This is a genomic window from Actinophytocola sp. (assembly GCF_035634895.1).
Lineage (GTDB): Bacteria > Actinomycetota > Actinomycetes > Mycobacteriales > Pseudonocardiaceae > Actinophytocola.
The window spans coordinates 32622-56286 of sequence record NZ_DASQCC010000102.1 but is presented as its reverse complement, the minus strand read 5'-3'; the positions used below and the strand labels follow the sequence as shown (position 1 = coordinate 56286).

Below are 23665 nucleotides of genomic sequence, written 5' to 3'. Positions count from 1 at the left end.
TGCCTGCTTGCGGCGCCTTTGCCGGCGGGGCGGGCCGACCTTCCGGCCAGCCACCTGATCGGGCAGGCTGCCTCAGATGATTCCGGCGCGCATCGCGTAGGCCACGGCGTGGGGGCGGTTCCGCAGGCGCAGGCGGCTGGTGATCGTGTAGATGATGTTCTTGACGGTGCGTTCCGAGTAGCTCAGATTCTTGGCTATCTCGTTCGTGTCGAGACCGTCGGCCATCAGGCGGAGCACGTCCACCTCGCGGGGGGACAGGCCGGACGCGGTCAGGCCGTGTGCCGCGAGTACCTCGTTGTGCAGCTTCTCGGCGTGGCCTACCAGCTGGCCCAGCAGGTTCGGCGGCAGTTCCGCGCCGCCGGTCGCCGCCGTGCGGACGGCCTTCGCCAGGCGGTCGTCGCCGGCCGCGGCTCTTGGCAGGATCGAGACCACGCGGCACTCCACCGCGGGCAGCAGCTCCGCCTCCCTGATCTCGTTCACCACCAGCACGATCGGTCTGCGTACGTCGGCCGCCGCCGTGCGTAGCAGTGTGACCGCGGCCGCGGACAGGCGGTCGAAGCCGGCGATGACCACGTCCGCCTCGCCGTCCGTGACGATCACGTCAGGTAACGAGTCCAGGCAGGTGGTCAGGCCCGCCGACGTGATCGCGTCGAGCGAGCGGACGGTCACCCTGACCTTCTCCATCGGTTCCTCCCCCGTGAGGATCTGTTGACAGAGAGTCTTCCGCGTTCGCCTTCACACCGTCTCTACGACATCTCCACACCGGGCACATTCGGGCAACTTCCCTCACCAAGCGTCCTCGCACAGGGCAGCAGGGCCACGGGGCTGCCGCATGATGACCGGTATGACGGGGGAACGCATGACACTTCCCGGCAGGGTGGCCGAGCTGTCCACACTGGACAACGCGCTGGCCGGCACGTCCGCCCGCCGACACACGATGGTCGCGGTGCGGGGTGGACCCGGCACCGGCAAGACCAGGCTGCTCACCACCGCGGCAGACCGGTGGCGGGCACGCGGCGTCACCGTGCTCACGCTGAGCTTCCGGGAGGACATCCCGGCGTGGGACATCTTCGGCGCCGGTGCGGTGATCAACGCGCTGCGTGAGTACTACACAGCCACCGGGGACCTGTCGCTCGCCAGGCCGGTCGTCGCCGCGGCGGAGCTGTGCACGGAGCGTGCCTACGACTCGTCGCAGGACCGGTCGTGGCTGCTCGCACGGCTCGCCGAGGCCTTCGACCAACTACGCAACGCGGGCCCGGCCGCGGTGGTCGCCGACGACGTCGACGCCGTGCCGCATCCCGCGCTCGGCCCGGCCTGTCTGCCGGGCTATCTCGTGGTCGCGGCGGGCCAGGACGTCACCCGGCTGACGGCCGACCAGATCATCGATCTCGCGCCGCCGAAGGTCCGGGCGAGGGCCGAGAAACCTTAAAGTTTCCTGAGATTTCCTACTGGTCAACACAGCCGGACACGAGTGGACCCAGACGGGCACGGCTGTGGTCACGAGCACAGAAGGGCGGAAAAACACCAGGTAGCCAAGGCTGTCGAAACCGGCCGCCGCCGGCTGGGGCCGACCTCGAACGCGCCGGCCGATACATCGCGTCATCGCCTCCCACCGCCCTCCGCCTGCTATAACGCAGGCGTCAGGGGCCTTACGAGGGGTGGGCACGACGGACGGATCGGCGATAGCGGCACGCGTGGGCGCCGGGGAGACCGGGCCGCGGTTTCAGCTGCTCGGACCGGTGCGGGCCTGGCTCGGCGACAAGGTCGACGAGCGCGAGGCCGACCTGGGCTCCGCCCACCGCCGCGCGGTGCTGGCCGTGCTCGCCATGTCCGCCGGGCACACCGTCTCCCGCGACGAGCTGATCGACGCCCTGTGGGGCGACGAGCCGCCCTCCAGCGCGAGCGGCAGCATCTACACCTACGTCTCCGGCCTGCGTCAGGCACTCGAACCCGGCCGTGCGAAGCGCTCCGGCGGCACCGTGCTGGCCTCGGTCGGCTCCGGCTACTCGCTGCGGGTCGACCGCGCGGACGTCGACGTGCATCGGTTCACCACGCTGCGGGCCCAGGCGGCGAGCACACGCGACCCGCACGCCGCGCTGCGCGACCTCGACACAGCGCTCGGCCTCTGGCAGGGCGACGCGTTCACCGGCATCCTCGGTCCGTTCGCCCAGGCCCAGCGGGCGAAGCTCGCCGAGCTGCGCCTGGCCGCCGTGGAGCACCGGGCCGAGCTGCTGCTCGACCTCGGCCGTCCGGAGGACCTCGTCGCCGAGCTGACCGCGCTGTGCGGGGAGCACCCGCTGCGCGAGCGGCTGCGGTTGCTGCTGATGCGGGCCCTGCACGGAAGCGGCCGCACGGCCGAGGCGCTCGACGTCTTCACCGACGCGCGCACGGCGCTGGTCGAGGCCTCGGGCATCGAACCGGGCCCGGAGCTGCGCAGGCTCCACCAGCAACTCCTGTCCGGCGAGAGCCAGCCCGACCCGGCCTGGCTGCCGCACCGCTCGGGCGTCCACGTCGGACACAAGGAGGAGCTGGCCGTACTGCGGGCTGCCTTGTCCGGTGTGCTGGCCGGGCGCGGCGGTGTGGTGTGGATCCACGGCGAGCCGGGCATCGGGAAGTCCGCGCTCGTGGCCGAGGCCCTGTCCGGCGTGCCGATCCCGATGAAGCGGCTGCGGTGGGCGAGCGCGCAGGAGCTGGACAGCGAGCTGCCGCTGCGGTTCATCCAGGACTGCTTCGGTGTCAGCGACCCGGTCGACGCCGTCGAGGCGCTCTGCGCGGACGGCCCGCTGGTCGTGGTCGCCGACGATCTCCAGTGGGCGGACGAGGCCAGCCTGACCGTGTGGTGGCGGCTCACCCGGCACACCGACCGGTTGCCACTGCTGCTGATCGGCTGTGCCCGCCCGGCGCCGAGCACGCCGACGCACGAGAAGGTCCGGCGGTACCTGGCCGGCAGCACGCTCACCCTGCCGCCGCTGTCCACCGTGGACTCCTACCGGCTCGCCGAGAAGCTCACCGGCGCGCCGCCAGAGGGCCGGCTGTGCGACTGGCTCGACGACGCGGCCGGAAACCCTTACTACGTCAGGAAGATCGTCGCGACGGTGGCCGGTGAGCTGCTCGGCGGCACCGGCATGCCGACGGTCGAGAACGGCGCCCTCCCGCCGCAGCTCGTGTCGTGGATCGACGACCACCTCGGCTTCCTGTCCAGCTCGACGCGCTCGATGCTGCGCTGGGCACGGCTGCTGGGCACGGAGTTCACGCTGACCGACCTCGCGGCGGCGGCCGGCCGGCGGCCCGCCGAGCTGGCCGACCCGCTGGACGAGGCGCTCACGGGCGGTGTGCTCGTCGCCGCGGGTGACCGATTCCGGTTCCGTCACCCGCTCGTGGCGCGGGCCCTGTACGAGAAGACCCCGAACGCGATCCGCGTGGCGCTGCACCTGCAGGTGGCCGAGGCGCTGGCCGACTCGGGCGCACCACCCGTCCGGGTGGCCGAGCAGCTGGCGGCGTCGACACTGACCGGGCCGCTGGTGAGCAGCTGGCTGCCGGCCAACATCGGCGCGGTCGCGGCCGAGGAGCCGGAGATCGCCGTGCGCCTGCTGCGGCTGGCGGTCACCTGGGCGCCGCCCGAGACCCGCGAGACGCTGACGGCCATCCTCACGCGGCTGCTGTTCTGGCTGGGCCGGGAGCCCGAGGCCGAGGCGCGGTCGCTGATCGCCCGTACCACCGATCCCGAGCTGATCGCCGAGATGCGCTGGGTGCTCGCGTACGGCTACAGCCGGCACGACCGGACCGGCGACGCCCGGCACGAGGTGAGCCGGGCCCTGTCGGACGGGGCGACCGGGCTGTGGCGGACCCGGCACGAGCTGCTGCTGGCGGCCCTGGACGAGACGACGCCGACGGGTCCGCCCGGGCTGAGCGAGTTCCGGCTGCTCGACGAGGACACGCGGGCCGCGCTGGAGCACGCGGGTTCGGCCGTGCCGGCGACGACGTGGCAGCTGGCGGTGCACCGGGCCATGCCGGCCGAGCTGCACATGACCAACGCGATGAACCAGTTCTGGAACGGGCGGTGGGACGCCGCGCGGGCGGAGCTGGACCTCATCGCGGCGAACGAGATGGACCCGGCGTCGTACGTGCTGCGCAGGCCGATCGTCGCGGCCGCGGTGGCGAGCGCGGACGCGTTGATCGCGGCGCACCAGGCCGACCGGGCGACGGCGTGGCGGCGGTTGCGGGTCGCGCGGCGGCACACGCGCATGGCCGGTGACCAGCCGCTGGCGGCCATGCTGGCGGCGCGCGCGACCCTGGCGGAGCTGGCCGGGAAGTCGCAGGAGGCACTCAACACGCTGGCGCCGATCCTGGCGGTGGACGTGCTGCCGGCGCCCTGGTACCGGTGGCTGCCCGACATCGCCCGGCTGGCGGTGCTGGTGGGTGACCGGGAACGGGCCGACCTGCTGCGCGGGCTGGTCGACCGGGCCGACCGGTCGCTGCCGGCGGAGGCGCGGATGATCCTGTCCTACTGCCACGGCATCCTCACCGAGGACCCCGACGAGGTGCGGGCCATGGTCACGTACTGCCGCACCAAGGGCGGCCTGGACCTCATGCGCGCCCAGGCCCTGGCCGACGTGGCCTGGCTGCTCGCCCGCCGCGGCCAGACCCGCGACGCCCAGGACGCACTCGGCGACGCGGTGGCGGCCTACCGGTCGATCGGCGCCGAAGCCGCCGTCCAACGCGCCGAAGCCGCCGTATGGTCCCCGCCCGCCCTGGTCTAACCGCGAGTCCCGCGTTCAGACACACCGAACTGCGGGTTCGTGCACACGGGCCGGTCCATCGACACGAAACCGCGACTCGGTGTGCGCGAAACCGCAACTCGATGTGGGCGAACGCGGGATTCGATATGCGCGAACGCGGGACTCGGTGTGGGCGAACGCGGGACTCGCGGGTGGGGGTGGTGATCAGGATCACCTGTGGGTGTTTGGGTGGGTGTTTTGGCTGTTCAGCGGGTTTCTGGGGAGGTCCGTGGCCTCCTGGGGGTGGTTCTCGACTGTGGTGGCCTTACAACCAACCTCCGTGTGACGTTGAACGTCCTGACAGGGGCCATAAGGGCAGTCGTGGGTGAACGTTTTGCCGGCTCCTGGACGTGAGTCTGGTGGGGGTGTGTGGGAATGAACGATGTTCGGGTGGAGGTGCTCGGGCCGGTTCGGGCGTGGCGGGGACCGGTCGAGCTGGTGTTGGGGCCGGCACGGCAACGCGCGGTGTTCGCCGTGCTCGCGTTACGGGCCGGGCGGCCGGTGACCCGTACCGAGCTGGTCTCGGCCGTCTGGGGCACGGACGCGCCCAAGAGCGTGGCCGGCAACATCCACACCTACGTCTCCGGCCTGCGCCGGGCGCTCGCACCGGACCGCGCGCTGCTGACGAGCGACGCGGCCGGCTACCGGCTGAACGTCCCGGACGTCGACGCCTTCCAGTTCGAACGGCTCGTGCGGCACACCGACGCCCTGGACACGGCCCTCGCCATGTGGCAGGGCGACCCGCTGTCCGGCCTGCCGGGACCGTTCGCCGAGCGGGAGCGGTCCCGGCTCGCCGAGCTGCGGCTCGACGCCCTCGAACGCCGGGCGTCCGCCCAGCTCGACGCCGGCGCGTACGACGAGCTGCGGGCCGAGCTGACCGCCCTGGTCCGGGAGTACCCGCTGCGCGAACGGTTCCGTGAGCTGCTCATGCTCGCGCTCCACCACGGCGGCCAGCGTGCCGAGGCACTCGAGGTGTACGCCGAGGGGCGCCGCGTCCTCGCCGCCGAGCTGGGCGTCGAGCCCGGCACCACACTGCGCGACCTGCACGCCCGGCTCCTCGACGACGACCCCGAGACGCCCGTCCGGCTGGTCATGCGCCCACCGCCGGCCCGCGAGCCGTTCGTCGGCCGGCAGGCGGAGCTGCGCCGGCTGCGCACGCTGGTCGACGTCGTGTGCGAGGGCCGCGGCGGCGCCATCTGGGTCGAGGGTGACTACGGCATCGGCAAGTCCGCGCTGCTCGCCAGGGCGTTCGCGGACGTGTCCGAGCGCGGCTACCAGCTCGGCTGGGCGGTCGCGGAGGAGGAGTCGACCCCGCTGGGAGTGCTGCGGGAGTGCCTGCGCACGCGGTCGGACTCGCCGGACGCGCTGCTCGGCCTGGTGACCGAGCGGTGCCGGCTCGGCCCTCTCGTGCTGGTCGTGGACGGCATGCAGTGGGCGGACGAGGCCAGCGTGCAGCTGTGGCACCGGCTGACCGCGCTGGCCCGACAGCTCCCGCTGCTGCTCGTCGCCGCGGCCCGGCCGGTGCCACGCGGTCCGGCGGTCACCCGGCTGCGTCACGAGCTGAACGTGCGCGACGGGGTTCTGACGCTCGACCCACTGTCCGAAGAGGAGGCTCTGACGCTGCACGCTCGGCTGTCCGGTGTGCCGGCCGGCCCGCACGTGCGGGAGCTGATCCTCGAGATGGCCGGCAACCCCCGGTACATCACGGAGCTGGCGACCGCCGTGCATCCCGCGCAGCTGATCAACACGGCCCGGGGTCAGCTGGACGTGCTGTCCGGCGAGGCGCGGGAGACGTTGCGGGCGGCGGCCCTGCTCGGCGAGGAGTTCACCGTGACCGGTGTCGCCGCGGTCGCGGGCAAGCGGCCGTCGGACCTGCTGGCCGTGCTGGAGGAGGCGGCGGCCGCGAACGTGGTCGTCGACGCCGGTGACCACCTGGCGTTCCGGCACCCGCTGCTGCGGGAGGCCTGTTACGGCGAGGTCCGCGCCCGCGGCGAGCGGCACCGGGCGGCGGCCGAGGCACTGGCCGGGGCCGGCGCGCCGGTCACACAGGTCGCCGACCAGCTGGCCTCGGCGGGCCTCGACGCGTGGGGACTCACCTGGCTGGCCGACCACCACGAGATGCTCGCGAACCGCGCGCCACTGGTCGCCGGCGAGCTGCTGGACCGGGCGTTCTCCTTCTGCCTGCCGGACGATCCGCGCCGGGAGGCATTGGCCGTGGCGCGGGTGCGGGTGCTGTTCCGGCTCGACCGGCAGCCGGAGCGGGAGGCGGCCGAGGCGCTGACGCTCGCGACGGACCCGAACCACGCGGCGGAGATGCGCCAGCTGCTCGCGACCATGCTGATCCGGCGCGGGGACGTCGATGCCGCGGCCGAGGTGCTCGCCGCCCCGGCCGACGATCCCGAGGTGCCGGAGATCTGGCGGCACCGGCACAAACATCTGCTCGCGGGCTTCGACCGGCGTGCCGTCGTCGACCTGGACGCCACCGAGGCCGCCGGCCGCGCGGCACTGGCGAAGCCGGCGGGCGACGGGAGTCTCACGGCACACGCGCGGCAGAGCCTGTGGCTGGTGGCGACCGTCCGGCGTGACCACGAGGCGGCACTGGCGCATGTGGACGCCGCGCTGGACTCGATCGAGCCGGGCACCGAGCTGGAGCTGGACCTGTTGGACAACAGGCTGTTCACGTGTCACAACCTCGACCGCCTCGACGAGGCGGAGGCGACACTGCGGGCGGCACAGGGGCGTGGCTTCGAGCTGCCGGCGGCGGTGCACCACTACTGGGTCGGCCGGTGGAACGAGGCACTGGTCGAGCTGGACGCGGACGACCCGACGTTCGCACTGCGCGACCCGGCGGCGATGGCGTTGCTGCGACACGGTCTGGCGGCACTGATCTCGGGCCGCCGCGGCGACGGGATCCAGGCGGCCGCGCACCTCGACGCGGTCGCCAGGCACGGGTCCACACTGGAGGAACGGGAGAACGTCGACTTCCTCCTGATGGCCACGGCGTTGGCGGCGGAGCAACGTGGCCTGCCGTCACTGTCCACGATGGATCCCTTGCTGGACCCGGACTTCGCACCGATGATGCTGCGGCACCAGTGGCTGCCGGCGCTGGTCCGGCTGGCGCTGGCCGCGGGCGACGACGAACGGCTGTCCCGCTCGATGGAGATCGCGGCGGAGGAGGCGGCGAAGGAACGGGTGATGGCCCGCGCGACGGTCGCGTCGTGGTGGTGTCGCGGGCTGGTGGCGGAGGATGCGGAGCCGGTGCTGGCGGCGGCGGCGCACTACCGGCGGGTAGGGCGTGTGGTGGAGCTGGGCTCGGCACTGGAGGACGCCGCCGCGCTGTTGGCACGCGCCGGCCGGCTGGAGGAGGCACGCGCGGCGTTCGACGAGTGCACCGGCGTGTACGCGGGGATGTCCGCTCGCTGGGACCTCGAACAGGCGGACAAACGCCTGTCGGAGTTCGGCATCACGGTGACCCGCCTGCTGTCGTGACACCCCCTCGCGGAGGGGTCCGGTCGGTCAGGTGAGCGCGCCCGCGCGGAGGGCGTAGGCGACCGCGTGCGCGCGGTTGGCGAGACCGAGCCGGGTCATGGCGCCGTGGAGGACGCTCTTCACGGTTCCCTCCGAGTACGAAAGTTTCGACGCGATCTCGTCGGTGCGGAAGCCCTCCGCGATCAGGCCGAGGACGTCCAGCTCGCGTTCGTCCAAACCGGACAGTGTCAGGCCGCTCGGTGCGAGCAGGTCGCGGCGCAGGTCGACCAGCTGGCGAAGCAGCGCGGCCTGCAGTCTCGGCGGCAGCAGCGATCGTCCATGCGCCGCACCGAGAATCGCGGACACCAGCCGTCCGGCGGTGATCGTCTCGTACTTCAGCACGCTCATCACCCCGCAGCGGGCCGCGCTCATCATGTCCCGCTCGGCCAGCCGGTCGGTCACGACGACGCACCGCGCCCGTGCCCGCAGCCGGTCCAGCTCCTCCAGGTGTGCCCCCGTGATCTCGCTCTCGACAAGCACGACGACCTCGGCGCGCTCCCCCTCGATGACCAGCTCGACCTCTCGCGCCGGCCTCAACAACGCCCGTGCGCCGGCCCGGTTGACCGGGTCGGAAGCGTGGATCAGCACTCGCATCTACACAGCGTGCCGGACCGGTCTTCAATCCGGCTTCAGAGAACCTCTACGCCATCTCGCGGATCCCGGGACCGTCCAAACGGCTTAGCTCCCCCATCAAGGCCCACCCGCACCAACCTCGCGAGTCCCGCGTTCGAACACCGCGAGTCCCGCGTTCAGCCATAGCGAGTTGCGGTTTCGTGCACACGCCCCCGGCCATGATCTGCACGAAACGACAGTTCGGTGTGTCCGAACGCGGGACTCGCGGGGGGTTTAGTGGGGGAGGCCTAGGAAGGTGGCCATTTCTTCGGCTTGGTGTTCGTACCAGGTTGCCAGGTCGGTGATGGTGTTCTTGAAGCGGCCGAAGAGTTCGAAGCTGAGGGCGCCGAAGAGTTCCGTCCAGGCGATCAGCGCTCTGGCCATGACCGCCTCGTTGACGCTTGGCGCTACGCCTTGGGCGACCTGGGCGAGCAGGGGGCGCAGTTTCTTGCGTGGTTGTGGGAAGTCCTTCGGGAGACAGCCGGCCTTGTAGGCCTCGTCGAGGATGCCGCCGAGTACGACGACCGGGCGGATCGACGGCAGGACGGTGTCCTGCGGCGCGACGTAACCGGGTACCGGGCTGCCGTAGATCAGGGCGTACTCGTGTGGGCTCGCCACTGCCCAGTCGCGGATGCTTCGTGCGACGGATAGCCAGCGGGCGCGGTAGTCCGAGGGCCGGTGCACGGCGTCGGTCTGCTGTGTCGCGTTGGTCTGCCGCATCGCGTCGGCCTGTTCTGCGGCCTCGCCCAGGGAGTTGTAGGCGTCCAGGATCAGGGCGGTCAGCAGGTCGTCGCGGCTGGCGTAGTAGCGGTAGATGGCCGAGGAGACCATGCCCAGCTCGCGGGCGATGGCGCGCAGCGACAGGTTCGCGCCATCCGCCGCGAGCTGGCGACGGGCCACCACCTTGATCTCCTCGACCAACTCGGCCCGCACGCGGGCCCTGATCGATCCTCGCGAACGCTCCGTCATGGACGAGAGTGTCGCACACATTCGAGAGCACTGCTCTTGACAGAGAGCGCTTGTCGGTAGAGCATGGGTCTCAACAGAGAGCGGTGCTCTCAAATGAGAGAGGAAGTCACATCATGGTTCACGTGCTTGTCGGCGCCGGCCCGGTCGGTTCCGCCACCGCCTCGCTGCTCGCCGACCGTGGCGAGCGGGTCCGGATCATCACGCGCAGCGGCGGCGGCCCGGAGCACCCGGCGATCGAGCGGGTGGCCGCGGACGCGACCGACGCGGACCGGCTCAGCGAGCTGACCGAGGGCGCGGTCGCGCTGTACAACTGCGCGAGCCCGCAGTACCACCGCTGGCTGACCGACTGGCCGCCGCTGGCGTCCGCACTGCTCACGGCCGCCGAGCGCAGCGGCGCGGTGCTCACGACCGCCAGCAACCTGTACGGCTACGGCGAGGTCGACGGCCCCATCACCCACGACACGCCGCTGGCCGCGACCCACCCGAAGCTGCGGATGCGTGCCGACATGTGGCGCGAGGCCCGGTCCCGCCACGAGGCCGGCCGCATCCGTGCGACCGAGGTCCGCGCCAGCGACTACATCGAGGCGAACTCGATCTTCAGCATCGCGCTCGCGGCACCGCTGCGGGCCGGCAAGCGGGCGTTCGTCCCGTCGCCACTGGACGTGTCGCACAGCTGGACGTCCATCGCCGACGTGGCCCAGACCCTGGTGACGGCGGCGACGGACGAGCGCGCGTGGGGCGAGGCGTGGCTGGTGCCGACCAACGCGCCGCTGACCGTGCGTGCCCTGGCCGCCCGGTTCACCGAGGTCCACGGCCTCCCGCCGGCGAAGCTCACCTTGATCCCGTACGGGGTGCTGTGGTCGGTGGGCCTGTTCTCCCCCATGATCCGCGAGCTGCGCACGACCCGGTACCAGTTCGCCCGGCCGTTCACCATCGACTCGTCGACGACCGAGCGGACGCTCGGCATCGCCCCGACGCCGCTCGACACCGCGCTGAAGAACGTGGGCTGAAGAAACGTAGGCTGACCAGCGTGACGAGGCCGGCCAGGGACGAGGACGTGCCCGCGATGCGGGACATCGAGCGGGCCGCCGGGAAGGCCTTCGCGGACATCGGCATGGCGCTCGTGGCCGAGGACGAGCCGCTGCCGGCGCGGACGCTGCTCAAGTACGTCCGCGCCGGCCGCGCCTGGGTGTACACGGTGGACGACCGGCCGGTCGCGTACCTGATCGCCGAGGTGGTCGACGGCAACGCCCACCTCGAGCAGGTGTCGGTCCACCCCGACCACGCACGCCGTGGCATCGGCAGGGCGCTGCTGGACCGCATGATCGAGTGGGCCCGTACCCGGCGGCTCCCGGCGGTCACCCTGACCACCTACACCGAGGTCCCGTGGAACGGCCCGTACTACGAGCGCCTCGGCTTCCGCTACCTCGCCGGGTCCGAGACGACCCCCGGGTTGCGGGCGATCCGCGAGACGGAAGCGGCCCACGGCCTGGACAGCTGGCCGCGGGCCTGCATGCTTCGCGAACTGTAGGGCTGGACCACCTTGACTAGGCCACCTTGAACCGGGGGTCGGCGGCCAGTGCGGCCAGCTGCTCGGACGTGAACGGCAGTGCCTCCAGCGCCGGCTTCCCGGTGCCGTAGTGGGTGGTGGACTGCGCGACGAACACCACCGTGCCGTCCTCGTAGCGGTAGCCCGCCCACTGGCCGAACCGGTCGTCGCTGGTGATGTTGACCACGGCGACCTGCTTGCCGCCGACCACGACCTCGGCGCAGTTGCCCGTCATGCCCCAGAGTGGCGGCTTGATCCCGCAGCCGTCGCCGGTCGAACCGCCGGGGGACAGCACGTCGACGAGCAGCTCACCGACGCCCTCGCCCTTGGTCGGCGACACGTAGGCCGAATAGTCCCACACCTCCCTGCCGCCGACGGTGTCCTCGTACTGCGCCTGGTAGTCCTTCGCCGGGTACTCGGTCCCCGGCAGGGAATCCGGCAGTTCGTAGCCGGCCGGCGACACCTCGGCCAGCTTGTCGGCCAGCGTGGCGGCACGGTCGTGTTCCGCGCCGGAGGTGGCCGTGCGGTCGATCTGCCCGTTCGGCCAGGACTTCTCCGTGTTGTTCCCACCCGAGCCGTTCGCGGGCACGGACGGCTGGGTGCCGGCCTGGATGCCACCGCCATCCGACCCCGACGGCGCGAGGACCGCGACCATCGCGGCGACGGCCACCACGGCGGCCGCGCTGCCCAGGCCGGCCCACTTCGCGCGCCGGCGCTTGAGGTCTCGGTGGGCGGCCTCCAGCACCGGCGAGTCGCTCATCTGTGGCGGCTCCGCCTGACCGGACATCGTGTCACGCAACGCGGTCCGGAAATCCTGCTCGTTCAATGCTCTCTCCGTGTTCAGAAGGTGTTGGCGGGCACCACGTCACGCATCGCGGCAAGGCCGCGGGCCACCTGGCTCTTGACCGTGCCGGCCGTACAGCCCAGGGACTTGGCCGTCTCCTCGATGGACAGGTCCTCCCAGAAGCGCAGCACGAGTGCGGCACGCTGCCGGGGTGGCACGTCGGCCAGCGCACGCAGCAACACCATCCGGTCCTCGACGCCGCCGGCAGGCGGTGCGGCCCGGTCGGTCTGCTCCGCGGTCGGTCGCTCGCGGTGGAAGAAGCCGCGCCGGTTCTCGTCCAGGAACGTGCGCACCAGGACGCGCCGGGTGTAGGCGTCCAGCTTGTGGTGCTCGGCGATCCGGTTCCAGGCCCGGTACAGCTTCACGAACGCGTTCTGCACGAGGTCTTCCGCGCGATGCCAGTCACCGCACAGCAGGTACGCGGTGCCGCGCATGGCACCCGACCTGCTGGCGAAGTAAGCCGCGAACTCCTTGTCGCGATCGTTCATGGAGCCCCTTCCCGCGTGAATTCACGGAGTAGTCACGCTGGGTCCCCCGGAAAAGGTTGCACGGCTACCTGTGCCGGTAGTGGAGCACGACCAGCGCCACGCCGCTGGCCACCGCGACCATGCCGAGGCCGATGCTGAACAGGAGCGTGATGCCGGACGAGGCTGTCGTGGCAACGTTGCCGGCCACGCTGACCGCCAGCACCAGCCACAGCACCAGGCGAAGGGTTCCACGCGTCTCAGTGTCGTTCGTCATGCCGGCAACACTAGGATTCGGCGCCGCCCGCCACGATCCAGCGAGCCGGAGAACCGGGGGTACAGCTGGCTGTACTTTTCACCCGCGGGCCTGGCCGGGGTGCCCGGCGGTGCCATATCGTCCCGGCGATGGTGAGGCGATGGGATCTGGTGGGCCGGCTGCGGGCCACAGTGGACGCGATGGAGCACATCGTCGGTGGCATGGTCACGACTCTGCTGTCGATGGCCGCGCTGCTCTGGACGGTCGCCGTCGCGCTGACCTGCCTCGTCGGCGTCGGCGTGCCGCTGCTGCCCACCATCCCGCGGGTGCTGCGCGCGGCGGCCGACCGGGAACGCGGGCGGCTGTCCCGCTGGGGCCCTGAGATCATCGGCGCGGAGCCGGTGCCGGCGGACTTCCGTGCCGCCATCCGGGATCCGGCGGTGCGACGGGAGCTGGGCTGGGTGGCATGGCACGCGACCGTGGGCGCGGGCATCGTCGGGTTCGGGCTGACGGTGGCGTTCTACGCGGTCACCAACACGACCTTCCCGCTGTGGTGGTACCTGGTGCCCCCCGAGCAGGCCATGGACTCGCTCTACCTGGTACAGGTTCGCGATCTCGGCGACGCGCTCCTGGTGAGCCTGTTGGGCCTGGGTTGGCTCGTGATCGACACGGCCCTCCTCCCGGCCACCGCGTGGGTGCAGGCGTGGCCGGGCCGCCGGCTCCTGGCGCCGGACGCGGGCACCGACCTCGCGCTGCGGGTGGCGCACCTGACCGCGACCCGCGCGGGTGCCCTCGACGCCCACACCACCGAGCTGCGGCGGATCGAACGGTCGCTGCACGACGGCACGCAGAACCGGCTCGTCGCGGTCAACGTGCTGCTCGGCGCCGCGCGCCGGGCGCTGGTGCGGGACCCGGCGACCGCCGACGCGATCCTCGGCAACGCGCAGGATGCCGCCGAGCAGGCTCTCACCGAGCTACGCGGGGTGGTTCGCACTATCCTTCCGCCAGTGCTGACCGACCGCAGCCTTCCCGACGCGCTCGCCTCCCTGGCGACGACGTGCCCGGTGCCCTGCCGCATCGACGCCGACGTGCCCGGGCGGTCCGCCGCGTCCGCGGAGGCGACGGTCTACTTCGTCGTCGCCGAGACACTCACCAACATCGCCAAGCACAGTGGCGCGCGGCAGGCGTTCGTCCTGTTGCGGCGCAACGAGGAACGGTTCTTCGTGGAGATCGCCGACGACGGCGGCGGCGGGGCGAGCGAGGACAAGGGCTCCGGGCTCGCCGGGATCCGCCGCAGAGTCGAGGCACACGACGGAACCTTCGCGCTGACGAGCCCCGTCGGCGGCCCGACGACCCTGAAGGTGACCCTGCCATGCGGATTGTGATCGCCGAGGACGACTCCCTGCTCCGCGAGGGGCTCGCGCTGCTGCTGCGCGCGGAGGGCCTCGACGTCGTGGCCACGGCGGACAACCCGACGGACTTCCTGACGGCCGTGGGCAAGCACGAGCCCGAGGTGGCCATTGTGGACGTCCGGATGCCACCGACGCACACCGACGAGGGCATCGTCGCGGCCGTGGAGGCACGGCGCCGCCAGCCCGGGCTGGCCGTGCTGGTGCTGTCGGCGTACGTGGAGCAGGCGTTCGCCACCGACCTGCTGGCGAGCGGCGGCGCGCGACTCGGCTACCTGCTGAAGGAACGCGTCGGGCGGGTCGAGGAGTTCATGGACGCGCTGCTGCGTGTGGCGGGCGGCGGCACGGCCATCGACCCGGAGGTCGTCGCGCAGCTGCTGGCCAGGAACCGGCCGGACAACAAGCTGGAGCGGCTCACCCCGCGTGAGCGCGACGTGCTGGCGCTGATGGCCGAGGGACTGGGGAACACCGCGCTCGCCGAGCGGCTGTTCGTCACGGAAGGCGCGGTGAGCAAGCACATCCGCAGCATCTTCGCCAAGCTCGACCTGGCGCCGGACGACCGCGCGGACCGGCGGGTGACCGCGGTGCTGCACTACCTGGAGGGCCGGCGGTAGAGCCAGCTGTACCCCGGTTGGCCAGCACACAGGATCGTCCGGGTCCCTTCACTTCGGCAGTCTTCCTGGTGAGAAGACCGCCTGAGCAAAGGGGATCCCATGTTTCGATCGTTCGGTGCGGCCGCACTGGCCGTGCTGACCGGGCTCACCGTCGCCGTACCGGCCGCTTCGTCGGAGGCCGGGCCGGGCGCCGTGCAACAGGGCCTGAACAGTCTGGTCAGGGAACACGACTTCCCGGCCGCCATGGCGTCGGTGCGGGAGCCGAACGGCCGCGGCCGTTTCTACTCCGCCGGCGTCGGCGACGTGCGGACCGGCGAGCCGGTGCCCGTCGACGGGCAGGTCCGGATCGCGAGCAACACCAAGATGTTCACGTCGACGGTCGTGCTGCAGCTGGTCGGCGAGGGAAAGATCGGCCTGGACGAGCCGATCGAGACCTACGTCCCGGGTCTGGTGCGTGGCGAGGGCATCGACGGCCGCGACATCACCGTTCGGCAGCTGCTCCAGCACACCAGCGGCCTGCCGGAGTACTTCACCGTCGACTACAAGGACGTTCAGCACCGGTACGTCGAACCGCGGGAGCTGGTGGACCGGGCGCTGGCGATGCCCGCGGTGTTCGCGCCGGGCACGAGCTGGCGCTACAGCAACACGAACTACGTGCTGGTGGGCCTGATCGTGCAGCGGGTCACCGGCCGTCCGGTCGGTGAGGAGATCACGCGCCGGATCGTCGAGCCGCTCGGGTTGCGGCACACGTACTGGCCGGGCGTCGGCGAACAGACCATCCGCGAGAAGCACGCGCACGGCTACTACACACCGTCCACTTCGGATGGAAGGCGGTTCGACCTCACCGAGCTGGACCCGTCGTGGGGCTGGGCGGCCGGGCAGATGATCGCGACTCCTGGTGACCTCAACAGGTTCCTGGCGGCACTGGTCGGTGGCCGGTTGCTGGCGCCGGCGCAGCTCGCGGAGATGCGCAGGACCGTCGCGGCGCCCGGGTTCCCGCCGAACCTCCGGTACGGGCTCGGCCTGATGCGGATTGAGCTGAGCTGCGGCGAGGTCGCGTGGGGCCACGGTGGCGACATCGACGGCTACGAGACCCGCGACGCGATCACCGAGGACGGCCGTGCGGCCACGGTCGCGGTCACCGCGCTGCCGACACCGGAGCAGGCGCCACGGTTGCTGGCCGACGCCGTCCTCGACACCGCCCTGTGCCAGTGAAGGAGTTCCCGATGTTGAAGAAGCTGAGCGTACTGCTGGTGGCGGGCGTGTTGACCGCGTGTGGCACGGCAACCGCCACGCCACAACGGATCGACGCCGCGACGCAACGGCAGGATCCGGTCCAGCAGGCCCTGGACGCCCTGGTCCGCGACGACCACTTCCCCGGCGCGCTGGCGGCGGTGCGGGAGCCGGGCGGCCGGACCCGCGACTACACCGCGGGCGTCGGCGACCTGGCGACCGGTGCCCGCGTGCCGGTGAACGGCCAGGTCCGGATCGCCAGCAACACCAAGATGTTCACATCGACGGTGGTGCTGCAGCTGGTGGGCGAGGGGAAGATCGGACTGGACGATTCCGTCGAGAAGTACCTGCCCGGGATCGTCCACGGGATCACCGTGCGGCAGCTGTTGCAGCAGACGAGTGGCCTGCCGGACTACGACGACGTGCTGATCACGGACTACTTCAAGGTGCAGCACACGTTCTACGAGCCGAGGCAGCTGGTGGACGCGGCGCTGACCAGGCCGCCGCTGTTCGCGCCTGGCGCGGGTTGGTCGTACGCCAACACGAACTACGTGCTGGCCGGGCTGATCGTGCAGCAGGTGACGGGCCGGCCGATAGGCGAGGAGATCACCCGCCGGATCATCGACCGGCTGGGGCTGCGGGAGACGTACTGGCCGGTGGCGCAGGACATCCGGCGCGCGCACCCGCACGGCTACTGGCCGGACGCCGAGGGCAGGCCGGTCGACGTGACGGAGATGGAGCCGTCGATGGGCTGGGCGGCGGGGCAGCTGATCAGCACACCTCGTGACCTGAACGCCTTCATGACGGCCCTGCTGGGCGGAAAGCTGTTGCGCAGGGCCCAGATGTCGGCGATGAAGACCCTGGTGGACGCCCCGGACTTCGACACGACGGGGACCGCGCGCTACGGCCTCGGCCTCGCGACGTTCGACCTGTCGTGCGGCGGCGTGGCGTGGAACCACGGGGGCAACGCGCCCGGCTACATCACCCGCAACGCGATCACCGACGACGGCCGGGTGGCGACGGTCGTGGTCACCGGGCCGGCGATGTCGTTGCCCGCGGCGGAACACGTCGAGAAGGCCGTGGACACGGCGTTGTGTTCATGACCTTTCGCTGGCTCGTTTGAGCCCGGTGGTCTCCAGTTCGAGGTAGCGGCGGGTGAGTCCGCCGGTGAGGACGCCGACGAGGAGACCGAGCGGGCCCAGCAGGGCGAGGCTGAGGGTGACGCGGGTGCCGGCGGCGCGGGGTTCGAGGGCGTGGGTGGCGGTGACCCGCGCCCCCCGCCCGCCGGCGCGCCAGACGACGGAGCGCCCGTCGACGAGTTCGGTCAGCCGCCAGACGGTGGTGGGAAACCGGGGTTGGCTGATCCGCAGACGCTGGCCGACGTGCAGCGGCCCGGGGTCGAGCCGGGTGATCCGGCGGACGGAGGGCGTCCAGGCCGGCCAGTCCTCGACGTCGCTGAGCACCCGCCAGACGGTGTCGGGCGCGGCGTCGATGTCGATGGAAGCACGCCATTCCATGGGTCAGGGATGGTAGCGGTCGGCCATCTTCGTGATACGACCGTCGGCGTCGAGCCAGATCTTGGGGGCGTGGTGCTCGCCAAGCCGGCGGTAGCCGTCGAAGGTGCAGCGAACCTGGCCGAGGGCGTCGTCGTCGATCTTCAGGTCGACGAACGGTTCCTGGCAGCCCTGGGGGGTGAGGAGCTCGACCTCCGCGGCGAACCTGGCGGACGTGCGTTCGGCGTTGGCGACCGGCACGACGACGGACTCGAACTCGCCGGAGTCGTCGACCTTGCCCTCGACCCAGGTGACCGTCTCGTTGCTGGAGATCTCGACGTCGGCGGCCATCTCGACGACCTGGGGTTGCTTCTGCCGCTGTTCGGGCTGTGCCGCACACGCGGTCGCGACGAGGATCAGCGCGACGGGTGCCAGCAGGGCGATCCGCATGGTGTTGTGCTTCCTTTGCCTGGTGCCTGTGGTCATCGGGACGCGGTCGGGCGCTGGTGGTTCACCCTGCCATGGCCACGGCCGCGCGTAGTGGCCCCTTCGGGCATGGTCCCGGGGATGTCCCGTTTTCGCGGATATTTCCGCAACTGGGGACGGCGCCCGGGTGCGATACCCGACAATGTGGTCCGACCTCCGCCAGCTTCCCTCAGAAAGGGACCCGATGGACGACCCGACACAAGCTGCGCCGGAGCCAAGCCGCAAGCCCAGCACGGAAGAGGCGCCTGCCGAGGCGCAGCCCGACCTCCCCTCGGGCTCAACCTCCGAGCCCACGCCTCAACCAACACCGGCTTCCACAGAGGCCGAGACTTCCCCGGCGGATCCGAACCCTCCAGCCGAACCCGCCGGGCAGCCAACCACCGACGCATCCGAACTGCCGCAACCTGACGCCGCCACCCAACCAGAACCAGCACCGACTTCCACGAACGCCGAGGCATCCCCGGCGGAACCCAGCCTTCCAGCCGAACCCACCCCACAACCCGCCACCGACGCATCCGAACTGCCGCAACCTGACGCCGCCAGCCAACCAGAACCAACAGCGACTTCCGCAGAGGCAGAGACTTCCCCGGCCGTGCCGAACCCGGCGGCCGAAACCGCCGCGCAGGCCACCACCGACCCATCCGCTCTGCCACCACCTGATGCCCAAGCGGCCACACAACCAGAACCAACACCGACTTCCGCGGAGGCCGGGACTTCCCCGGCTGAGCCGAAACCGCCGGCCGAACCCGCCGCGCAGCCCACGACCGGGACCTCCGTCGAGCCGCAGCCGGGTGGCGAAGCCGGACTCCCCTCCGAGCCGGTGCCCGCGTTTCAGACCGCGTATCAACCCGACTTCCAGTCCGGGCCGCCGTCCGGGCCGTTTCCACAGTTCGGGGCCGCGCCGCCGCCCGACGGGGCCGCATCGCCGCCCGACGGGGCAGCATCGCCGGCCGATGGGGTCATGCCTCCGCCGGGCTTCGAGTTCCAGACCATCCCGCTCACCAAGCCCAAGAAACCCAAGAAGCCCAGCCCACCCCGCGACCCCGCCGCCGTCGCGCTCGCGAACGGGTCGATTCTCGGTGTCGGGTACGGGATGCTCGGCAAGCGCCTGCTCGCCGCGGCCGCGGCGGTCGTCACCGTGACGCTGGTCGTTCTGCTTGTCGCCGTCTTCCGCGAACTCTGGCTCGAGATCGTCGTGCTGGTCTGGTGGGTGGCCGTCGTCGCGCACGGGTGGTACCTCGCCGGCAAGCTTGCCAAGCCCACACTTCCCGGCGCCGTAAAGAAGCAGCGGCTCTTCGGGCTCGCCGTCAGCCTTCCCGTGCTCCTGATCGTCGGCCTCCTCCGGTTCGACTCGGCCCGGATCGAGCAGGACGTCGCCGACGCCCGCCGTGACGGCGACTGTGGCAAGGCCACCCACGCCCTCGACGGTCGCTGGCTCGGCCACCGCATCGCCAACGCGCCGCTCTCCGCCGAGCAGGACGACACCGCTCGTGCCTGCGATCTCCTCCGCCGGGCCACCACCGACCTCGACGCCGCGCTCGACGGGGACGCCGCCAAGCTCCGCGCGGGTATCGCCGGCCTTCGCACGGTCCTCAACGACCTGCCCGGACACGAGAAGATGGTCGGCAACACCCTCGACCGGTTCCTCCACCGCCTTCCCACCGACGATCCCTGTGACACCAAGGTGATCACCGACTGGCTGGGCCGGGACCATCCTAACAGGACAGTTCTCGACCGGGCCGGGGCCGTCGTTCCGCGCATCGCTCCCAAGGCGATCGTCGAGTGCGGTGACGACCTCATGGCCGCCAACAACTGGACCCTCGCCCGTGAGCGTTACCAGCAGCTCATCGACGAGTACCCGAAACACGACCTCGCCCCGCGGGCACAGAAGGGCGTCACCCTGGCCACCCAGGCCATCGAGTTGGCCAACGTCCGTCAGCTCCTCAGCTCCACCGCGGGCGGGCAGCCCGCCTACTGCAGCACCCCCGCCCCCTACAGCGCCGCCGTTCCCTACGGCGCGGCCAGTCCCAACCGCGCACTCTTCTTCGGCAACGCCGAGTACACCGACCGCCTCCCGCCTGAGTGGAAGGCCACCGACGCCGCCGACGCCGTGGTCATCGTCTGCGCCGGCGCCGCCGAGATGGGCGCGCCGGTCCGGACCTGCCCGTACGAGGCCACGCTCAGCCCGCTCGGCTACACCGACGTCACCTTCAAGAAGGTCTCGATCCCCGTGAAGGTCTACGAGGTGAAGACCGGCAAGCTCGTCGTCGACACCCGCGTCGAGATCGGCGGCGCGACCTGCCCGGCGGTACTCGAGTACCAAACCACCGGCTACGCCGACTTCGGGCCGCCGTCGGAGGTGTACGTCACCCCGGCCGACCCGGACGTCCACGCCGGCTTCTCGCCGCTGATCAACCCCTGATCGCGGACAGGACCGGACCGGAGGGGTGCTCGGCGGCCGAGCTGCCCGGCCTGAGGCGTGACCCGGCGCCTCAGGCCGGGCAGGTGCTCGCCACCGACGCGATCGCGTCGTGTTCCAGCTGGTCCATCGACAGCTTGTACTTGTTCTTCATGTGTAGCCATGACGCTATGTACGGGCAGCGGTTCTGGTCCGGCAGCCATCTGGCCGGGTCGTCGTCGCCCTTGCTCCTGTTGCTGGAGGCCGTTACCGCCACCAGACCCTCGATGTCGTTGGCGTACGCGTGACGTTGCTCCACCGGCCACTCCCCCGGGCGCTGACGACGGCCGTCGACCACCGGGCCGGAGCGGGCCACCTCCGCCAGTGGCACCACGTGGTCGATGTCCAGCTTGCTCGGGTCCGTCACGGCCACGCCGTCGTACGAGCTCACCCACTCGCCGGATGTCGCCGCGCACTTGGCGTTGACGACCACGTTCCTACCCTGTTGCCGCAGGACCGTCTCCCTCGTCGTGCACTCGCCGGAGCGGGCCCAGTCCGGCAGCCAGTCCTCGCGACTGTAGTGGGCACCGGTGTCCTCCGGCGCTATCTGCAGCGCGGCCAGCTGGTCGGCCAGCGCCCCCGCGGGCACCGCCGGGGGCGGCGGCGGTGGGGCGGTAGAGCTCGGGCCGGACAACTCCAGCGGTTGGCAGGCGGTCAGGGCAAGCAGGGACAACAGCACAAGCAGGGGACGGCGGGGCACCCCGCGATCATCGCTTACCCGCCACCCTCCTGTCGATGTGGTAAGAGCTACTTCCTTGCTATGCCCGCGAACGACAGCTCGTTCATCTCGGGGTCCTCGGCGATGTCGCCGATGCCGCTCGGCCGCCACGTCCCCGTCGGCACGACCCCCGGCGGCAGCAGTCCGAAGTCGCCGAACAACTCCGCGATCTCCTTGCGGGTGCGGGGGTGGACCTGCCCGGCGCCCCGGCTCCCGCGGACGATGCCCGCCACGGCGTCGATCTTGTCGGCCTGCATGTCGTCCGTCATGTGTGTGATGGCCAGGTGGCTGCCGGCCACCAACCGGTCCCGGTACGTGGACACCAGCGCCGGCACGTCGTCCTCGTCCGGGATCCAGTGGAGGACCAACAGGAACAGCAGGCCTACGGGCTCGTCGAAGTTCAGCAGGCGCCGGGTCGACGGGTGGTCCAGGACGGTCGACGGCTCGCGCATGTCCGCCTCCACCACGTCGGTGCGCTCGTCGCCGACGAGCATCAGCTCACTGTGAGCGACCGCAATGGGGTCCTTGTCCACGTAAACCACCCGACAGGATGAATCCGCGAGTTGGGCGATCTCGTGAACATTGCCGACCGTAGGGATGCCGGACCCGATATCGAGAAACTGGCGCACGCCCTGGTCGATCATGAAACGGACCGCCCTGGCCAGGAAGGCGCGATTAATCCGAGCCGCCGCGCGGATTCCGGGAACGGCCCGTTCCACCTGGTCAGCCATGATGCGATCAGCCTCGAAGTTATGGCTGCCACCCAACAGGTAGTCATATGTCCGGGCGCCACTCGGCGCGGACGTGTCAACGATTGACGGTACCCAGTCCATCCGCACACCTTAATTCACTAACGGGCACACCAATCGCACCCGAATGGGCGCTTCTGGAGTAACGGCACTGGTCCTACTGTGATCCAACCCTCGACACGTGGGAGTCCGCTGTGACGGTGCCGGTAGCGCCTGGGCGGTGGCCGGTGCTTGGCCATACGCCAGCCCTTTTACGCCACCGTTTCGCCTTCACGGACGGACTTCGCGACTACGGCGACCTCGTGCGGACCTACCTCGGCGGCATGCCGATGTACTTCGTCACGAGCGCCGAGTTGACCCACCACGTCCTGGTCACCAAGTCAGCGAACTTCGAAAAAGGAGCTATGTTCGACAAGTTTCGACCATTCGTCGGGAACGGACTCGTAAATTCCGGCGGCCCGTTTCACCTGCGACAACGGAGGTTGATCCAGCCGGCGTTCCACGCCGAACGGGTCGCGCGCTACACCGAGACTATGGAAATCGCGGTTACCACACTGTCCGAGTCGTGGAAACCGGGTGAGATCCGCGAGATCAACGAGGATATGCAGGCGCTCGCGGTGACCATTGTCGGCGAGGCGCTATTCGGCACCGAGCTGGGTAGATCGGCGATCGAGGAGGCCAGAAGATCGATTCCGGTCGTGATCCGGCACGGCATGATCCGTGCCCTTTCACCCGAACCGGTGGGCCGGCTCCTGGTGCGCGGGAACCACCGGTTCGACCAGGCCGTCTCGCGGATGCGTGCCGTCGTGCACGACCTGATCGCGGGCTGGCGCGTCGAGGGCCGCGACCGCGGCGACCTGCTCTCCCTGCTGCTCCTCGCCCACGACGAGGACGGCACGCCGATGACCGACGAGCAGGTCTACGACGAGGTCGTCACCCTGCTCAGCGCCGGCATCGAGACCACCGCGCTCGCGCTGGCCTGGCTGTTCCACGAGATCGCCCGGCACCCCGACGTCGAACGCCGCGTGCACGACGAGGTCGACCGGGTCCTCGCCGGCCGCCGCGTCACGTTCGACGACTACCCGAAGCTGACCTACCTGCGACAGGTCGTCAACGAGACCCTGCGGCTGTACCCGATCTGGATCCTCATGCGCCGCACGCTCGAACCCGTCGAACTGGGTGGCGTGCCCCTCCCGCGGAACGCCGAGGTCACGGTCAGCCCGCACGCCCTGCATCTCGACCCGCGTTACTTCCCCGACCCGACCCGCTTCGACCCCGACCGCTGGGCACCGGAGAGGGTCGGGGAGATCCCGCGCGGTGCGTACCTCCCCTTCGGCGCCGGCAACCGCCAGTGCGTCGGCAACACCTTCGCCCTGCTGGAGATGGTCGTGGCCGCGGCCACGATCACGAGTCGCTGGCGGCTGGCGCTCGCGCGCCCCCTGAAGGTGGCCTACACCTCGACCGCCTACCCGACTCGCCTGTCCATGAGGGCCGAGCTTCGCTGA

At 71.0% G+C, this 23665-nt stretch carries 21 protein-coding genes; 11 read left to right on the top strand and 10 right to left on the bottom strand.

Features of this window, described 5'->3' with window-relative positions; translation table 11 throughout:
• Nucleotides 1-72 precede the first annotated feature (72 nt).
• Complete coding sequence (locus tag VET29_RS14335) at nt 73-684, bottom strand: response regulator transcription factor (protein WP_324920076.1); 612 nt, start codon at nt 682-684, stop codon at nt 73-75.
• Nucleotides 685-844: 160 nt separating this feature from the next.
• Between VET29_RS14335 and VET29_RS14330 the strand changes: the two genes are divergently transcribed.
• The 3 genes from VET29_RS14330 to VET29_RS14320 all read left to right on the top strand — a co-directional run bounded on the left by VET29_RS14330 (nt 845) and on the right by VET29_RS14320 (nt 8267).
• A complete protein-coding gene (locus VET29_RS14330) occupies nt 845-1429 on the top strand; it encodes an ATP-binding protein (RefSeq protein WP_324920075.1) in 585 nt (194 codons plus the stop codon).
• Nucleotides 1430-1658: 229 nt separating this feature from the next.
• Nucleotides 1659-4760, top strand: coding sequence for a BTAD domain-containing putative transcriptional regulator (locus tag VET29_RS14325; protein ID WP_324920072.1), 3102 nt, complete (start codon nt 1659-1661; stop codon nt 4758-4760).
• A 393-nt stretch (nt 4761-5153) separates the two neighbouring features.
• Nucleotides 5154-8267 (top strand): BTAD domain-containing putative transcriptional regulator, encoded by a 3114-nt coding sequence (locus VET29_RS14320; protein ID WP_324920071.1) that lies wholly within the window; start codon nt 5154-5156, stop codon nt 8265-8267.
• A gap of 27 nt (nt 8268-8294) precedes the next feature.
• Here VET29_RS14320 and VET29_RS14315 read toward each other — a convergent pair whose 3' ends face one another.
• Nucleotides 8295-8900: a response regulator transcription factor gene (locus VET29_RS14315; protein ID WP_324920069.1), complete on the bottom strand. Its 606-nt coding sequence runs from the start codon at nt 8898-8900 to the stop codon at nt 8295-8297.
• A gap of 252 nt (nt 8901-9152) precedes the next feature.
• Nucleotides 9153-9887 (bottom strand): TetR/AcrR family transcriptional regulator, encoded by a 735-nt coding sequence (locus VET29_RS14310; RefSeq protein WP_324920067.1) that lies wholly within the window; start codon nt 9885-9887, stop codon nt 9153-9155.
• Nucleotides 9888-10000: 113 nt separating this feature from the next.
• Here VET29_RS14310 and VET29_RS14305 point away from each other — a divergent pair, with 113 nt between their 5' ends.
• Complete coding sequence (locus tag VET29_RS14305) at nt 10001-10897, top strand: NAD-dependent epimerase/dehydratase family protein (protein WP_324920065.1); 897 nt, start codon at nt 10001-10003, stop codon at nt 10895-10897.
• A 20-nt stretch (nt 10898-10917) separates the two neighbouring features.
• Nucleotides 10918-11418, top strand: a complete 501-nt coding sequence (locus VET29_RS14300; protein ID WP_324920063.1) for a GNAT family N-acetyltransferase — start codon at nt 10918-10920, stop codon at nt 11416-11418.
• Between the two features lie 16 nt (nt 11419-11434).
• Here the strand turns inward: VET29_RS14300 and VET29_RS14295 are convergent, their stop codons facing one another.
• The 3 genes from VET29_RS14295 to VET29_RS14285 form a co-directional block, all read right to left on the bottom strand.
• The gene (locus VET29_RS14295) at nt 11435-12262 is read right to left on the bottom strand and encodes a hypothetical protein (RefSeq protein ID WP_324920061.1); all 828 of its coding nucleotides are present in this window, start codon (nt 12260-12262) and stop codon (nt 11435-11437) included.
• A gap of 14 nt (nt 12263-12276) precedes the next feature.
• Nucleotides 12277-12768, bottom strand: coding sequence for a SigE family RNA polymerase sigma factor (locus tag VET29_RS14290; protein WP_324920059.1), 492 nt, complete (start codon nt 12766-12768; stop codon nt 12277-12279).
• A gap of 64 nt (nt 12769-12832) precedes the next feature.
• Nucleotides 12833-13021 carry a hypothetical protein gene (locus tag VET29_RS14285; RefSeq protein WP_324920057.1) on the bottom strand — a complete coding sequence of 63 codons (189 nt, stop codon included), beginning with the start codon at nt 13019-13021 and terminating at the stop codon, nt 12833-12835.
• Nucleotides 13022-13149: 128 nt separating this feature from the next.
• On the opposite strand from VET29_RS14285, the gene VET29_RS14280 reads away from it, so the two are divergent.
• From VET29_RS14280 to VET29_RS14265, 4 genes are all read left to right on the top strand, one after another.
• Nucleotides 13150-14385: a sensor histidine kinase gene (locus VET29_RS14280; RefSeq protein WP_324920055.1), complete on the top strand. Its 1236-nt coding sequence runs from the start codon at nt 13150-13152 to the stop codon at nt 14383-14385.
• Entirely contained in the window at nt 14373-15023 is a 651-nt protein-coding gene (locus tag VET29_RS14275; protein WP_324920053.1) for a response regulator transcription factor, read from the top strand. Before VET29_RS14280 ends, VET29_RS14275 begins: the two co-directional genes overlap by 13 nt.
• Before the next feature lie 99 nt (nt 15024-15122).
• Nucleotides 15123-16238 (top strand): serine hydrolase domain-containing protein, encoded by a 1116-nt coding sequence (locus tag VET29_RS14270; RefSeq protein WP_324920052.1) that lies wholly within the window; start codon nt 15123-15125, stop codon nt 16236-16238.
• Between the two features lie 11 nt (nt 16239-16249).
• Nucleotides 16250-17359 carry a serine hydrolase domain-containing protein gene (locus VET29_RS14265; RefSeq protein WP_324920050.1) on the top strand — a complete coding sequence of 370 codons (1110 nt, stop codon included), beginning with the start codon at nt 16250-16252 and terminating at the stop codon, nt 17357-17359.
• Here the strand turns inward: VET29_RS14265 and VET29_RS14260 are convergent.
• Both VET29_RS14260 and VET29_RS14255 read right to left on the bottom strand, forming a co-directional pair.
• Entirely contained in the window at nt 17354-17773 is a 420-nt protein-coding gene (locus tag VET29_RS14260) for an SRPBCC family protein (protein ID WP_324920048.1), read from the bottom strand. The genes VET29_RS14265 and VET29_RS14260 overlap by 6 nt on opposite strands.
• Nucleotides 17774-17776: 3 nt before the next feature.
• On the bottom strand, nt 17777-18199 hold the full coding sequence (locus VET29_RS14255) for a hypothetical protein (RefSeq protein WP_324920045.1): 423 nt from the start codon (nt 18197-18199) through the stop codon (nt 17777-17779).
• 997 nt (nt 18200-19196) lie between these two features.
• Here VET29_RS14255 and VET29_RS14250 point away from each other — a divergent pair.
• Nucleotides 19197-20657, top strand: coding sequence for a hypothetical protein (locus VET29_RS14250; RefSeq protein WP_324920044.1), 1461 nt, complete (start codon nt 19197-19199; stop codon nt 20655-20657).
• A gap of 70 nt (nt 20658-20727) precedes the next feature.
• Here VET29_RS14250 and VET29_RS14245 read toward each other — a convergent pair whose 3' ends face one another.
• Entirely contained in the window at nt 20728-21393 is a 666-nt protein-coding gene (locus tag VET29_RS14245) for an HNH endonuclease family protein (protein ID WP_324920042.1), read from the bottom strand.
• 47 nt (nt 21394-21440) lie between these two features.
• Nucleotides 21441-22244 (bottom strand): SAM-dependent methyltransferase, encoded by an 804-nt coding sequence (locus tag VET29_RS14240; protein WP_324920039.1) that lies wholly within the window; start codon nt 22242-22244, stop codon nt 21441-21443.
• A gap of 110 nt (nt 22245-22354) precedes the next feature.
• Between VET29_RS14240 and VET29_RS14235 the strand changes: the two genes are divergently transcribed.
• A complete protein-coding gene (locus VET29_RS14235) occupies nt 22355-23665 on the top strand; it encodes a cytochrome P450 (protein WP_324920037.1) in 1311 nt (436 codons plus the stop codon).